15 protein-coding genes and 1 tRNA gene are annotated in these 12,144 nt (G+C 65.9%); 10 read left to right on the plus strand and 6 right to left on the minus strand.

The annotated features are described in order from the left end of the window. Positions 1 to 371 precede the first annotated feature (371 nt). Entirely contained in the window at positions 372 to 722 is a 351-nt protein-coding gene (locus HV701_RS25780) for a phage tail protein (protein ID WP_175135843.1), read from the plus strand. A gap of 15 nt (positions 723 to 737) precedes the next feature. Here the strand turns inward: HV701_RS25780 and HV701_RS25785 are convergent, their stop codons facing one another. Beyond that, positions 738 to 1,760: a tyrosine-type recombinase/integrase gene (locus HV701_RS25785; RefSeq protein WP_175135844.1), complete on the minus strand. Its 1,023-nt coding sequence runs from the start codon at positions 1,758 to 1,760 to the stop codon at positions 738 to 740. Positions 1,761 to 1,915: 155 nt separating this feature from the next. On the opposite strand from HV701_RS25785, the gene HV701_RS25790 reads away from it, so the two are divergent. From HV701_RS25790 to HV701_RS25805, 4 genes are all read left to right on the plus strand, one after another. Next, positions 1,916 to 2,407 carry a hypothetical protein gene (locus tag HV701_RS25790; RefSeq protein ID WP_236757147.1) on the plus strand — a complete coding sequence of 164 codons (492 nt, stop codon included), beginning with the start codon at positions 1,916 to 1,918 and terminating at the stop codon, positions 2,405 to 2,407. After that, positions 2,397 to 2,930 carry a hypothetical protein gene (locus HV701_RS25795; protein ID WP_175135845.1) on the plus strand — a complete coding sequence of 178 codons (534 nt, stop codon included), beginning with the start codon at positions 2,397 to 2,399 and terminating at the stop codon, positions 2,928 to 2,930. Before HV701_RS25790 ends, HV701_RS25795 begins: the two co-directional genes overlap by 11 nt. Next, a complete protein-coding gene (locus HV701_RS25800) occupies positions 2,908 to 3,183 on the plus strand; it encodes a hypothetical protein (RefSeq protein ID WP_236757145.1) in 276 nt (91 codons plus the stop codon). Before HV701_RS25795 ends, HV701_RS25800 begins: the two co-directional genes overlap by 23 nt. A 340-nt stretch (positions 3,184 to 3,523) precedes the next feature. Next, complete coding sequence (locus HV701_RS25805; protein WP_175135846.1) at positions 3,524 to 5,098, plus strand: diguanylate cyclase; 1,575 nt, start codon at positions 3,524 to 3,526, stop codon at positions 5,096 to 5,098. Positions 5,099 to 5,125: 27 nt separating this feature from the next. Here HV701_RS25805 and HV701_RS25810 read toward each other — a convergent pair whose 3' ends face one another. Continuing rightward, a complete protein-coding gene (locus HV701_RS25810; RefSeq protein WP_175135847.1) occupies positions 5,126 to 5,368 on the minus strand; it encodes a 6-phosphofructokinase in 243 nt (80 codons plus the stop codon). Between the two features lie 167 nt (positions 5,369 to 5,535). Between HV701_RS25810 and yddG the strand changes: the two genes are divergently transcribed. Beyond that, positions 5,536 to 6,444, plus strand: coding sequence for an aromatic amino acid DMT transporter YddG (gene yddG, locus HV701_RS25815; protein WP_175135848.1), 909 nt, complete (start codon positions 5,536 to 5,538; stop codon positions 6,442 to 6,444). A 48-nt stretch (positions 6,445 to 6,492) separates the two neighbouring features. On the opposite strand, the gene HV701_RS25820 is transcribed toward yddG, so the two are convergent. Continuing rightward, complete coding sequence (locus HV701_RS25820; RefSeq protein ID WP_175135849.1) at positions 6,493 to 6,684, minus strand: hypothetical protein; 192 nt, start codon at positions 6,682 to 6,684, stop codon at positions 6,493 to 6,495. A 251-nt stretch (positions 6,685 to 6,935) separates the two neighbouring features. On the opposite strand from HV701_RS25820, the gene HV701_RS25825 reads away from it, so the two are divergent. From HV701_RS25825 to HV701_RS25835, 3 genes are all read left to right on the plus strand, one after another. After that, on the plus strand, positions 6,936 to 7,157 hold the full coding sequence (locus HV701_RS25825; protein ID WP_175135850.1) for a hypothetical protein: 222 nt from the start codon (positions 6,936 to 6,938) through the stop codon (positions 7,155 to 7,157). 165 nt (positions 7,158 to 7,322) lie between these two features. Further along, entirely contained in the window at positions 7,323 to 7,514 is a 192-nt protein-coding gene (locus HV701_RS25830) for a hypothetical protein (protein WP_175135851.1), read from the plus strand. A gap of 155 nt (positions 7,515 to 7,669) precedes the next feature. Continuing rightward, a complete protein-coding gene (locus HV701_RS25835; RefSeq protein WP_175135852.1) occupies positions 7,670 to 8,587 on the plus strand; it encodes a hypothetical protein in 918 nt (305 codons plus the stop codon). A gap of 255 nt (positions 8,588 to 8,842) precedes the next feature. Here HV701_RS25835 and HV701_RS25840 read toward each other — a convergent pair. The 3 genes from HV701_RS25840 to egtD form a co-directional block, all read right to left on the minus strand. Beyond that, positions 8,843 to 8,919, minus strand: a tRNA-Met gene (locus HV701_RS25840). Positions 8,920 to 9,060: 141 nt separating this feature from the next. Beyond that, entirely contained in the window at positions 9,061 to 10,383 is a 1,323-nt protein-coding gene (gene egtB, locus HV701_RS25845; protein ID WP_175135853.1) for an ergothioneine biosynthesis protein EgtB, read from the minus strand. A 35-nt stretch (positions 10,384 to 10,418) separates the two neighbouring features. Further along, positions 10,419 to 11,396 carry an L-histidine N(alpha)-methyltransferase gene (gene egtD / locus HV701_RS25850; RefSeq protein ID WP_175135854.1) on the minus strand — a complete coding sequence of 326 codons (978 nt, stop codon included), beginning with the start codon at positions 11,394 to 11,396 and terminating at the stop codon, positions 10,419 to 10,421. Between the two features lie 350 nt (positions 11,397 to 11,746). Between egtD and HV701_RS25855 the strand changes: the two genes are divergently transcribed. Next, positions 11,747 to 12,079, plus strand: coding sequence for an ElaB/YgaM/YqjD family protein (locus tag HV701_RS25855; protein ID WP_175135855.1), 333 nt, complete (start codon positions 11,747 to 11,749; stop codon positions 12,077 to 12,079). The last annotated feature ends 65 nt before the right edge of the window (positions 12,080 to 12,144 follow it).

The following is a 12,144-nucleotide window of genomic DNA, read 5'->3' on the forward strand; positions in this document are numbered from 1 at the left end:
GTCAGGGAACCGCCACCAGAAGTCGTCCCGGTGAAGGGATACCAAAGGTCATGCCCATGCCCCTGCAGGGCATCAGCCTGGTGGCTCGCCAGTGACCTTGCATTTGCAGTGGGGCGGACGGCTACACGTGCAAGCGCGGGTAGTAAGCCGTGTTCACAGGACGGGTTTCGGAGCCTCCGGTTACCAGGGTGGTCAAGCTCTCACCCAGGTTGCGTACTGCCAGCACCGTGCCGCCCGCAGCGTTTGCGTTGCCGCTACGGTCCAGTGTTGCAGCATTCTGAGCGTGGCTGTGACTTTGGACTGCGTATGCCTGGCGAGATCCCAACACCCGCACATTTGCAGTGCAAATTTCATTTCCAAGGAAAACCAAAATGCAAATAGACGTATTCCAGGCCGACGACAACGGCCTGTTCCTGTACAAGTCGGTCGCCAACGAACTGGCGTTGACGCCCGGCTCGTTCAATATTCCTTTTGGCGCCCACGCGGACGCCCCGCCGACCCCGCCTGCCGGGAAATGGCCGCGCCGCCTGGGCGATACGTGGAGCATGGTCGAAGACTATCGCTCCACGCCGCTGTGGCTGGTGGAGACGGGTGCACCGTATTCGATTGGTGCGGAACATGACGGCGCTGGCGGCAAAGTCAGCTATCCCGGCTGGGGACCGCTGCCGGCCTGGCTGACGATGGTGGAACCCCCGGACCGCGAGCAGGAGGGCACGGTCTAAGCCTCGGGGCAGGCGTCAGGCGGCCAGGGGCAAGGCTCCCTGGCCGAACTCGCGCTCGTGCCGCATTTCCTCGAGCTGGCGCCGGCCCAACTGGCTGCGCGCCAGCTTCTGGGCCAGTTCACGTCCGTGAGGATGGTAGTAGCGCAGGAGCATGCGGGTGTCGACGTTGCCATTGACCTTCGCCAGTTCGTGGATCTGGAACACGGTGGCGAGCTGCGACGTACCCTCGTGGCGCAGGTCGTGAAACCGCAGATCGCGGAAGTAGGCGGCGTTGGGCCGCCGGCCATGGTGCCGGCACATGCCTTCGTAGCGCAAACGGGCGCGGCGCCGCGCGCGGATGAAAGCCCGCGTGACCGAGCCGGGTTGCATCGTGAATATGCGGCCTCGCATGGGTTTTCCCGTGACCCAGCGCCGCAGGGCCTCGCGGGCCCGTGGCGTCAACGGTACGTCGCGGGCGCGGCCGTTTTTCGTGTGGGGCAGGTGCACCACGCCGTGCATCAGGTCGAGGTGTTCGCGCTGGATGCCGACCACCTCGGACCGGCGCATCCCTGTTTCCTTGGCCACAGTCAGGATCGTGGGAAGTTCCGTCGAGCGGGTAGCGCGGATGATCCATTCCAGCTCTTTGCGCGGACAGTCCTCTTGCGACAGTCCGCGCAGGGTGATGCGGTCGAACAGACGCCGATCGCGGGCGTCATCCACGGGCGGCCGTCGCACCAGTTGGACCGGATTGGCCAGTTGGTCAAAGCCCCAATCTTTCCGGATCACCGTATACACGTGCGACAGGAAGGCCATGCGTCGCACGACGGTGGCGGGCGCCCGATCCTTGAGCCATTCGTCGCGCAGCTCCGTCAGGTCGGAGCTGCGGATGCGGTCGACTGGGCGGATGGCCAGGCGTGTGGCGCGCCAGATCCGCGCGATCGATTGTTCCGAGGTATGGCCCTTCTTGGTGACCGAAACCTCGGCCAGATAGCGAACAAGCGCCTCGGCGAGCGTGGGCGTGGTCTTGCGGCGGGGTTGGCGGCGGGTCCAGGGTTTCATGGCAAGTCGGGCAGGGAGGTAAAGGCGATAGACCAGAAAGATAGCAGCACAAACGCAGGCAAGGCCTGCGGCAAACGGACGACAGTGTCGCCCGGATTTCAAATTTTCCATCCGGTGCGCCTGCGTGGCGCTCGTGATGCTCACGGGAGGCAGCAATGCGCACCGTCGACAGGAGCGGTGTAACCATGGAACCGGGATCAACGGGTTTGGGCGGATTCGCCGCCCTGAAAATTGCGCTGGCCTTCGGCATGCCGGCGGCGATGGCGGCGTTGATCGGCATGTTGCTGATGCCGCCGCGCACGCCGCGCGAGTTCGTCGCGCGTACCGCCTGTACGGTGGTCAGTTCTTTTCTGTTCGGGCCGTTGCTGGCGATCGGCATGATCGCATGGATGCCCGACATCATGTCGTCCGCCTATTGGATGGCACAACGCACCGGGCTGGGCGAGGACGGGCTGCTGGCGATGTTCTACGTGCTCGGCCCCTGCATGCTGCTGGCGGGATTGCCGGCGTGGTGGGTATTGGGCGCCTACTTGCGCCTGACCGCCAAGCTGCAGAACCAGGATCTGGTGGACTGGGCGGTGGAGATCCGGCGCAAGACGCTCGGCATGGAAACGCAATCGGATAAGGAGGGCAGGCATGACGCTTGACCAGATCATGGATGACGCGCTGCGCCCGGCGCTGGCGCGGTTGCCGGCGCGCATGGACACGCGCGAGGCGTGCTGCATGCTGCTGGCGATCGGCTTGCAGGAAAGCCGCTTCGTGCATCGGCGCCAGATAGGCGGACCGGCGCGTGGCTTCTGGCAGTTCGAGAAAGGCACCCGCGCCAGTCGCGGTGGCGTGTGGGGTGTGTACTTGCACGCCGCCAGCCGGGATCACCTGGCCGTGCTGTGCAAGGCCCGCAGCGTGGCCTGCGATCCGGACGCGGTCTACGCCGCGCTCGAATACGACGACGTGCTGGCCGCAGGCGTTGCGCGGCTGCTGCTGTGGACCGATCCGAGGGCGTTGCCGCCGGTCGGCGATGCGGCAGCGGCCTGGGCGCTGTACCTGCGCACCTGGCGCCCCGGCAAACCCTGGCCCGACAGCTGGAACCGTCTGTACCTACAGGCGGCCGCGGCGGTGCGGTCGGGGGAGCAAAGGAGTGTGACCGATGCTGTTGCAGCAATGGATTAAGCGGGGCCTCGGCTTGATGGCGGCAGTGCTGGCGGGTCTGGCCGCCGTCGCCGGGGTGTATTGGCGGGGGCGGGCCATGGGCCGGGCGCAGGAACGCGCGGACAGTGCGGCCCGCCTCCAGGAGCGGGCCGCCCAGGCCCGCCAGGAGAGCGTTGATGTCGAAGAAACGGTGGCTCGTCGCAATGACGATGCCGTGGCTGATCGCCTCAAGTCTGAGTGGGTGCGCGCCGCCCCCCCTGCGGACCGGGATTGAGTATTGCGATCATGCCCGGCCGGTGTATTTCAATTCCGCGGCCGAGGTCGACGCGACCCCGGCGGCGATCCGGCGACAGATACTGGTTCATAACGAGATGGTCGCCAGACTCTGTTTTTGAGGTAAATTGGGGACGCGATTTTCCGTTGGAGGCCAACCTGCCCGCCGGCTCGGCATTAAGGGCGGATGGGTGGGGTGTGGTCTGGTTCTGCAATAATTTCTGGTTTTCCGTCCTGCCGGGCTTCCTGTCCGGCTGACCGTTCCAGGAGAGGCGCCATGAGTCAGAAAGTGTGGTGTCGGCAAACGTCTTGTCCGGCGCGGCCGCGCCCGGAAAAATAATATGGCTGACGGCGAAATCCTGGCGGCGACGCGGGCTCGCCCGCGGCGCCGCTATACGATGCGGACCGGCTTGTTGGCGCTGGTGTTCGCCTGTATCGCGCCGGCGCTGGTGGTGGCATCGATCGCCGTCTATGAAAGCTATCAGATCCAGAAAGAGCGGATCTTTCGCGACACGATTTTCCTGGCACGCAATCTGACCGCCGTTCTTGATCGGGAACTGACCGGCGTCGAGGCGGGTTTGCAGATGCTGGCGAGCTCGCCCGACCTGATAGGCGGCGATCTGGCCGGATTCCATCGGCGCGCCCGCGAAGTCATCAAATTCCAGATTGTCGACAGCTATGTCCTGACCGACAAGGAGGGCCAGCAGGTACTCAATACCCTGGTGCCTTACGGCACGGCGCTGCCGCCGTCGGCCGTGTCGCGGGAGCTGGCCCAGGTGTTCCGCGCGCGCGAGCCGGTGCTGAGCAGCCTGTTCATGGGTGGGGTCAGTCATGCGCCGACCATTGCGCTCGGGGTGCCGGTGGTGCGCGGCGAGGACGTCATCTACAGCCTGAATGTGGGCCTGTCGCCGGAGCGCATCGGCAATGTGCTGGGGCGCCGCGGCCTGCCCGACGGTTGGGTGGCCGCCGTGCTGGACAAGAGCGGCACCATCATCGCGCGGACCCGCGACACGGCAAAATTCGTTGGCCAGAAGGCCGTGCCGGCGCTGGCGCAGGCGGTGCGGGCGGAAGACGAAGGTTCGCTCGAGACCACGACCAAGGAGGGCACCCCGGTCTACACCGCCTTCAACCGTTCCACCCTGACAGGCTGGACGGTCGCCGCCGGGGCGCCGATGACGCTGGTGACGACCGATCTGTATCGTTCGATCGCCTGGCTGGCGCTGGGAACGCTGGCGGCGTTCGGGTTGGGCCTGTGGCTCGCATTGCGGCTGGCCAACCGCCTGACCTCGGCGGTGCAGGGCCTGGTGGAGCCGGCGCTGGCGCTGGGGGATGGCCGGACCGTCGAATTGCCCGACACGCGCGTCAAGGAAGCCGAAGAGGTGGGCACGGCCTTGCTGCATGCTTCACGCATGCTGCCGCGCGCGCAGCATCTGGCGCACTACGATCCGCTGACGGGACTGTGCAACCGGGTACTGTTCGGGGAACTGGTGCTGCGCGAGCTGGCGGTGGCGCAGCGCAGTGGGCAGTCATTCGCCATTCTTGCGATCGACCTGGATGGCTTCAAATCCGTCAATGACCTGCACGGTCATGCGGCCGGCGACACCGTGCTGAAAGAGGCCGCCGATCGCATGGCCCGCGCCATCCGAGTCTCGGATGTGGCGGCGCGGCTGGGGGGCGACGAGTTCGCCGTGCTGCTGCTGGGAACCGATCACGACGGGGCGCAGGCGGTTGCCGAAGCGCTGGTCGAAAGCCTGTCGCTGCCCTATCCCAATATCCGGGTGGCGGTGTCGGCCAGCGTGGGAATCGCCGTGTATCCGCAGTCGGGTAGCACCATGCTGCAGTTGCTGGAGCGGGCCGACGTCGCCCTCTACCGGGCCAAGGGCCTGGGCAAGCGGCGGGTGGCATCCGATGGCTGAGCCGGCGGGTGCTGTGCCCGGCCAGGCTCAGGCGTCGGGGCGTGGCGCGGGCGACGGGACCAGAGCGGTCAGCACCTCGCCCGATTTCAGGCGATAGCGACGATCCCCCAGGGCGATGACGTGTTCGCCGTCCGAGGTCCTGAGAATGTAATGCGTGATCGCGGGTGGACCGGCCCGGCTATCGGCCTGTGAGAACACTTCGATGCGATAGAGGCGGCCCGATGCCGTGGTGGCCAGCACGTCAGTCAGTCTGCGTACAGAGATGGTCATGCGCCTTGCTCTCCCTCTTGTTCGTTGTCGACGGTTGCATTGCGCGCCGGCTCGGGCTTCCTCAAAGCCGGCCATGCCGCGACCCATTTCCTGTTTTCGCTACACTGCGTCGTTTCGGCGCGCGTCGCCCGGCGCGGCGCTTGTAAATCGGGCAATCGGAAACAGTCATGCAATTCGTTCTCAGCCGGAAGACGGCGACCGGCGCGGGTCTGATGGCAGTCGTGCTGTGGGGCACGGTCGTCGGCCTCATCCGCAGCATCAGCGAGCGCTTCGGGCCGATTGGCGGCGCCGCCTTGATCTATACCGTCGGCTCGCTGTTCCTGGTGTTGCTGGTGGGGTTCCCCCGCCTGCGCACGTTTCCGCGCCGCTACCTGCTGTCCGGCAGCATCCTGTTCGTCGCCTACGAAATCTGCCTGTCGCTGTCGCTGGGATTTGCCGCCAACCGGGGCCAGGCCATCGAACTGGGCATCGTCAATTATCTCTGGCCGTGTTTCACCGTCGTCCTGGCGATACTGATCAACGGCCAGCGCGCCCGCGCCTGGGTCGTGCCGGGCATTGCGCTGTCACTGTGCGGCATCGTCTGGGTGGTCGGCGGCGACGGCGGCATCTCGTGGCAAGGCATCGTTGCCAATGTCTCGGGCAATCCCCTCAGTTATGGCCTGGCATTCGGCGGAGCCATCATTTGGGCGGTTTATTGCAACGTCACCAAACGCTATGCGGACGGCAAAAATGGTGTTGCGTTGTTCTTCATGTTGACCGCGGCGGTATTGTGGATCAAATACGGCATGAGCGCCGAGCCTGCGTTGGCCTTCGATGGCGCCGCCGTGCTGGAACTATGCGTGACGGGGGGCGCCATGGCGGCCGGCTACGCGTTATGGAACGTGGGCATATTGAACGGCAATCTCACGCTGCTGGCCACGGCCTCGTATTTCACTCCGGTGCTATCGACTTTTTTCGCGGCGCTGTGGCTGTCCACCCATCTGACCGCGGCATTCTGGCAAGGCGTGGCCATGGTCACTGCCGGCTCGCTGATCTGCTGGGCGGCCACACGCGGCCGACCGGCCCGGGGCGGCTAGCCCGGGGCCGGAATTCGGTCTCGCGCCAGCCATGGCGCGATGGCTGGCTCAGTCCAACACCATGGTCTGCGCCACGGCGTAGCCGAGCGGGATGAGCAATAGGGAAGCGAACAGGGAACTGACGATCGCCGCCGATATCTTCAGCCAGGGCTCGGGCCCCGCGCTTTGAATCGTTTGAACCACCAACGCGACGATACCCACAACCATCAAACAGCTGATTACCACTGCTACGTAAGTCATGTTGCCTCCGTCCTCGCCTGATTAAGGGGATTGCGGCGCCGCTGGTACGGTCTAGGTGTTTGGTCTGATTGTGCGCCTGTATTGGGAGGCATGGCGCTAGGGTTTTCCTGGCTACGGGGGCTCGGTGTGGCGTTTTTGCCGCGCACCCCGCAGCATGGAATTGGTGTGCGCCGCAGCATTTTCAGGCCGCCGCCAAGGCTGCGCTTTGCGCTACGATGGCGGCGTCGAATCATTTTCAAAGCCGCGTCGATATGCCGCAACGACTCCGCCCTGGTACCCGTGCCACGTTGCAGGTCAGGCAATTGATGCCGGGCGAGTTCGCCTGGATCATCACCCTGCTGGACCCGGAGACGGGCAATGTGCGCAGCACCAATTATTCCGAACGCCGCTACGCCAGCCAGGACGAGGCCTCGGCCGCCGGCAAGGCCGCCGTGGTGGAATTTCTCGGCGCCGATGGCCGCAACGGCGTCTAGACCAGGGACGGCAGGTCGCCCAGGCCTTGCCCGCAAAGCGTGCGCACGAACCCCTCCCGCCCTCCATGAGGGCTTTTTTGTGGCCGGCGCCTGGTCGGAGAGGGGGTGGGCACGGCGCTTGCTGACCGTGGATCGGCGCGTTTTGCGCTATCTAGGAGATCCACTATGTCGCACGCTTCCCACCGTCCACCGGGCGCACCCGATGAGGTGCCAGCCGATGATCCGCCGCTGCCAGGCAACCCGCCGCCGGATGATCCTCCTGCACGCCCGAATCCCGCGCCCGACGATCCTGCTTCCCCCGATGTGACGCCGCCCGCGCCGGATCCGCGCGCGCCGGGCACCATCGATCTGGCTTGATTCCCGACCGACAAGGAGGTTCGCATGCGTTCCATTCTGCTATGGCTGCTGGGCGTGCCCATTCCCATCATCATCCTGCTGGCGCTGTTCTGGCATTGACTGCCGGTTTGACACCATGCGGCGGCGGCCGCTTGTGACCTGAACAAGGAATGACCATGGAAAATGCAATATCGGCAAACCGCGCCCAAGATGGCGCAGTCCCGGCGCGTGAATCGACGGTGTCCGCGGTCTCGTGGGCGGCGGTCTTCGCTGGCGCGGTCATCGCCGCGGCACTATCGTTGGCATTGCTGGCGGGCGGCTCGGGCCTGGGCCTGCTGTCGGTGTCGCCGTGGGGCGACGAGGGGCTGTCGGCCCCGGCAGTGGGTATCGGCATCATCGCCTGGATGCTGTTCACGCAAATCGTGGCTTATGGGATTGGCGGCTACGTCGCCGGCCGCTTGCGGACCAAGTGGGTCGATGCGCACATCGACGAGGTGTACTTTCGCGATACCGCGCACGGCTTCCTGGTATGGGCGCTGAGCGCCGTCGTCAGTGCGGCGCTATTGGGTTCGGCGCTGGCCACGCTGGCATCGGGCGCGGCCAAGGCCGGGGCATCGGTGGCGGCCGGAGCGGGGGCGGCGATGACGGCAACCGCGACCGCGGCCGCCGGCGCGGGCGGCGCGGACCAGGCACGCGATTACTTCACCGATACGCTGTTGCGTGCCGAACGTCCCGAGGCTGGCGGCGACCGCGCCGCGGCGCGGGCCGAGGTGGGGCGAATCGTTGCGATGAGTCTGGCGCGCGGTGAGATGGCGGCGGCGGATCGCGACTATGTCGCCAAGGTGGTGGCGGCCCAGGCCGGCATCGATCCTGCCGCGGCGCAGCAGCGCGTCGACCAGACGCTGCAAAAGGCCCGCCAGGCTGTCGAGGATGCCAAGCGCGAGGCGCGCGCCGCAGCCGACCTGGCGCGCAAGGCCACGGCGACCTTGGCGCTATGGGGCTTCGTGTCCATGCTGATCGGCGCCTTCGTCGCCAGCCTGTGCGCCACGTGGGGCGGCCGGCGCCGCGATTTGCCTTCGCCGCTCAAACCGTAGCGCGGCAAGGCCATGCCACCCCGGCCGGCCTGCGGTATGCCGCCAGGCCGGCGTGGCGCCGCCTTTCGAGGTTCTCGGGGGGCTTGTCCTAGGCGTGCTTTCTTGCGGGGGACTGTATCGGCGCGCGCTTCCCTGAGCCCCCTTCCTTGATCATGCCTTTTCTGGTTGCTTTTCTGGTCCGCTTCCCCGATCGCTTTTTCGGCCGCAAGGCACAAATGAAAAAGGCCTTCACCGAAGTGAAGGCCTTTTGAATTCTGGTGGCGCATCCCTGATTCGAACAGGGGACCTGCGGATTATGATTCCGTCGCTCTAACCGGCTGAGCTAATGCGCCATCCTATCGCCGCTTGGGCTGCCTACTCCCTTGGCTGCCTACTCCCTTTCAAGTTCGTAAGCAAAGCAGCGAAGAACAAAATTCTAGCACGGAATATTTTTGCAATGCAACTCTAGCCGCGGTTTTTCTTATGCCTGCGCCTCAGTCGTCCCGGGCCAGTCGGATGCCGGAGAACTGCCAGCGGGCTTCCGGCGGGAAGAAGTTGCGATAGCTGGGCCGGAGGTGGCCGCGCGGGGTGGCGCAGGAGCCGCCTCGCAGCACAAACTGGTTGCACATGAATTTGCCGTTGTATTCGCCTACGGCCCCCGCGTCGGGCTTGAAGCCGGGATAGGCGTCATAGGCGCTGGCGGTCCATTCCCAGGCATCGCCATACAACTGCGCGGGCCCGCTGGCGTTCAGCCTGGCGGGCGCGGGGCGCGGATCGAGATGGCCATTTTCCAGCAGGTTGGCCCGGCTCGACCAGGCGGCGTCTGGCAACTGCCGGGTCCGGGCCGCGTGCTCCCATTCCGCCTCGCGCGGCAGGCGTACCCGGGCCCAGCGCGCGTAGGCATCGGCTTCGTAATAGCTGATGTGCGTGACCGGGGCCTGCAACTCCAACTCCTGCATGCCGCGTAGCGTGAAGACGCGCCAATCGTCACGCTCGCCTTCCCAGTACAGGGGCGCGCGCCAGCCTTCGGCACAGACTTTTTCCCATCCCAGCGATAGCCACAGTTCCGGCCGTTTGTAGCCGCCATCGCGGATGAACGCCAGATACTCGTGCTGGGTCACCAGGCGGTTGGCCAAATGGAACGGGGGGAGCAGCACATCATGCGCGGGGCCTTCGTTATCGAAGGCGAAACCGCCGCCTTCGTGGCCGATGCGGGTTATGCCGCCGGCGTAATGCGTCCATCCGGCCGGCGTGCCTGGCGGCAGGGCCGGCGAACCCGACGCCACGTATGCAGGGCGCAACGGGTTGGCGTACAGCAGATGCTTGAGGTCTGTCAGGATCAGTTCCTGGTGCTGTTGTTCGTGGTTCAAGCCCAGCTCGAGCAAGGCATCGAAGGCCGGATCGTTGCCGCCCAGCCGAGAGATCAGTGCGTGCATGGCCTGGTCCACATGCTGGCGGTAGCGCATTACGTCGGCCAGCGGCGGACGGGTCAGCAAGCCGCGCTGCGGGCGCGGGTGCTTGGCGCCGACAGCGTTGTAATACGAATTGAACAGCATGCGGTACTGTGGATGGAACACCGGCACGGGTGGCGCGAAATGGGACAGCAGGAAGGTTTCGAAGAACCAGGTGGTGTGTGCCAGATGCCATTTGACGGGGCTGCAATCCGGCATGGACTGCGCCTGGCAATCCTCCGGGCTCAGCGGCGCCGCGAGCGCCATGGTGGTGGCGCGCACGGCATCGTAGCAATCATGCTGGCCCGCCTGTCCGGCGGCGTATGGCCCGCTGGCGGGGTGGGTCAGCAGGCAGGCGGGTTCCATGGCGATCCTCCCGTGGCGGGTTGCGGGCGGGCGCGTCAGGCGCGCGCACTGAAAACCGAAAACCAGCCGCGCGAATCCGACCAGTGTTCGATGTTGTTGAAGCCCGCGCGCCCCAGCAGATCGGCAAAGGCCTGTGGCGCGAACTTGTACGAATTTTCCGTATGGATGCGTTCACCCGGTGCGAAGTGCCGGGCATCGCCGGGCCAGGTGACGGTGACGGGGTGGCGCGCTTGCAGGTGCATTTCGATACGCGAGCGATCGCTATTGAATAGCGCCACGTGGTGCCAATCATCGACGTCGAAATCGCTGCCGAGCACGCGATTGACATGGCGCAGCACGTTCAGGTTGAAGGCGGCCGTCAGGTGCAGGGCGTCGTCGTAGGCGGGCTCCAGTACCTGCCTGGGCTTGACCCGGTCAACGCCCACCAGCAGCCCGCCACCGACGCACTGGCGCCGGATCCGCCGCAACATGGCGAGCGCCGCTTCCGGGTCCAGGTTGCCGATGCTGGAGCCCGGGTAGAAAAACAGACGTTGCTCGGGAGCGATCTCGGCCGGTAGCGCCAGCGCTTGCGACAGGTCCAGGCCGATCGGGGTGATGCGCAGGTCCGGATAGGACAGGCGCAGCCTGCGCACCGCCGACTGCAGGTAGTCCGCGGAGATGTCGATGGGCACGTAGTGGCGCGGCCGCAGGCTGGCGAACAGCCGCTCGGCCTTGGCACAGTCGCCCGCGCCCAGGTCGATCATGGCCTGCACCGGCCCGACGCGCCGTGCAATATCCTGGCCGTGGCGCTCGAAGATCTCGGCCTCGCAACGGGTGGGGTAATACTCGGGCAACTGGGTGATGGCGGTGAACAGCGACGAACCCAGCGCGTCGTAAAGGAATTTGGGGTCGATATGGGCAGGATTGTCCAGCAACCCGTCGCGCAGCTCTTGCTGTTCGGGGCGGGGAGATGCAGACGGGGGCGCCAGGAAATACGAATCGGCGCCGGCGGGCAGGGCGGAGGGAGAGACCATGCGTTCAGTTCCTTTGTGAGGCTGATGAAGCGCATTGCAAAGGCTTATTGTGGCGGACAGAGGGGTTCTGGTGTCAAGCCTAAGCCGCTGAAATGCAATGGACTTTTACTAAATCGACCGGTCGGCCGCGTGGAGGTCGCCACGGGCGCGGGCTGTCAGGCCCGGACCGTTCAGCAAGTGCCGCGCCGCTGAAATATCGGTTAACGGCTGGTTGCCAAAGCTCGGGCGCGAGATGCGGGGAGTGGCCACAATGGGGCATGGCCTGGGCGGCAACTGTCCGGCCCGCGCCGGCAGCGGCGATGCGCCGTGCCGGCTGGCCCCCGTAAACCACAAGCAAAAAAGGAGCGACCATGAATCGAAAGCACCAACGCGCTGAAATGGCCTTGCATCGTGAGCGCGTCAACGACAGCCTCCACGAACTGCTGGCCGGTACCGAGGATCTGCTGCGTTCGACGGCCTCGTATACGGGGTCCGAAATCGAGGCTGCGCGCGCGCGCCTGAAGCAGCAGCTGGCCGACGCGCGCGAGTCCGCGGGCGATTGGGAAGGAGTGGCGCGGGAGCGGGCGCGCCGCGCCCGGGCCTATGCCGATGAATATGTCCATGAACACGCGTGGAAGTCGGTCGGCGTGGCCACGCTGGTGGGGGTATTGCTGGGCTGCTGCCTGCTGGCCAACCGGCGCTGAGCGCGCATGTCATGAGGCCATCGCCGGTCCCGCCGGCCTCACCGCGCGCGACGGCCCGGGCGGGG

The sequence above is a fragment of the Achromobacter pulmonis genome, assembly GCF_902859765.1.
Classification (GTDB): Bacteria; Pseudomonadota; Gammaproteobacteria; order Burkholderiales; family Burkholderiaceae_B; genus Achromobacter; species Achromobacter pulmonis.

What these genes read in the sequence shown, in the direction of transcription:
- egtD (WP_175135854.1), bottom strand. Translation starts at nt 11,396, where the DNA reads ATGGTCTCTCCCTCCGCCCTGCCCGCCGGCGCCGATTCGTATTTCCTG.
- HV701_RS25820 (WP_175135849.1), bottom strand. Translation starts at nt 6,684, where the DNA reads ATGACTTACGTAGCAGTGGTAATCAGCTGTTTGATGGTTGTGGGTATC.
- yddG (WP_175135848.1), top strand. Translation starts at nt 5,536, where the DNA reads ATGCAATTCGTTCTCAGCCGGAAGACGGCGACCGGCGCGGGTCTGATG.
- HV701_RS25805 (WP_175135846.1), top strand. Translation starts at nt 3,524, where the DNA reads ATGGCTGACGGCGAAATCCTGGCGGCGACGCGGGCTCGCCCGCGGCGC.
- HV701_RS25790 (WP_236757147.1), top strand. Translation starts at nt 1,916, where the DNA reads ATGCGCACCGTCGACAGGAGCGGTGTAACCATGGAACCGGGATCAACG.
- HV701_RS25780 (WP_175135843.1), top strand. Translation starts at nt 372, where the DNA reads ATGCAAATAGACGTATTCCAGGCCGACGACAACGGCCTGTTCCTGTAC.
- HV701_RS25855 (WP_175135855.1), top strand. Translation starts at nt 11,747, where the DNA reads ATGAATCGAAAGCACCAACGCGCTGAAATGGCCTTGCATCGTGAGCGC.
- HV701_RS25810 (WP_175135847.1), bottom strand. Translation starts at nt 5,368, where the DNA reads ATGACCATCTCTGTACGCAGACTGACTGACGTGCTGGCCACCACGGCA.
- HV701_RS25800 (WP_236757145.1), top strand. Translation starts at nt 2,908, where the DNA reads ATGCTGTTGCAGCAATGGATTAAGCGGGGCCTCGGCTTGATGGCGGCA.
- HV701_RS25795 (WP_175135845.1), top strand. Translation starts at nt 2,397, where the DNA reads ATGACGCTTGACCAGATCATGGATGACGCGCTGCGCCCGGCGCTGGCG.
- HV701_RS25835 (WP_175135852.1), top strand. Translation starts at nt 7,670, where the DNA reads ATGGAAAATGCAATATCGGCAAACCGCGCCCAAGATGGCGCAGTCCCG.
- HV701_RS25825 (WP_175135850.1), top strand. Translation starts at nt 6,936, where the DNA reads ATGCCGCAACGACTCCGCCCTGGTACCCGTGCCACGTTGCAGGTCAGG.
- HV701_RS25830 (WP_175135851.1), top strand. Translation starts at nt 7,323, where the DNA reads ATGTCGCACGCTTCCCACCGTCCACCGGGCGCACCCGATGAGGTGCCA.
- egtB (WP_175135853.1), bottom strand. Translation starts at nt 10,383, where the DNA reads ATGGAACCCGCCTGCCTGCTGACCCACCCCGCCAGCGGGCCATACGCC.
- HV701_RS25785 (WP_175135844.1), bottom strand. Translation starts at nt 1,760, where the DNA reads ATGAAACCCTGGACCCGCCGCCAACCCCGCCGCAAGACCACGCCCACG.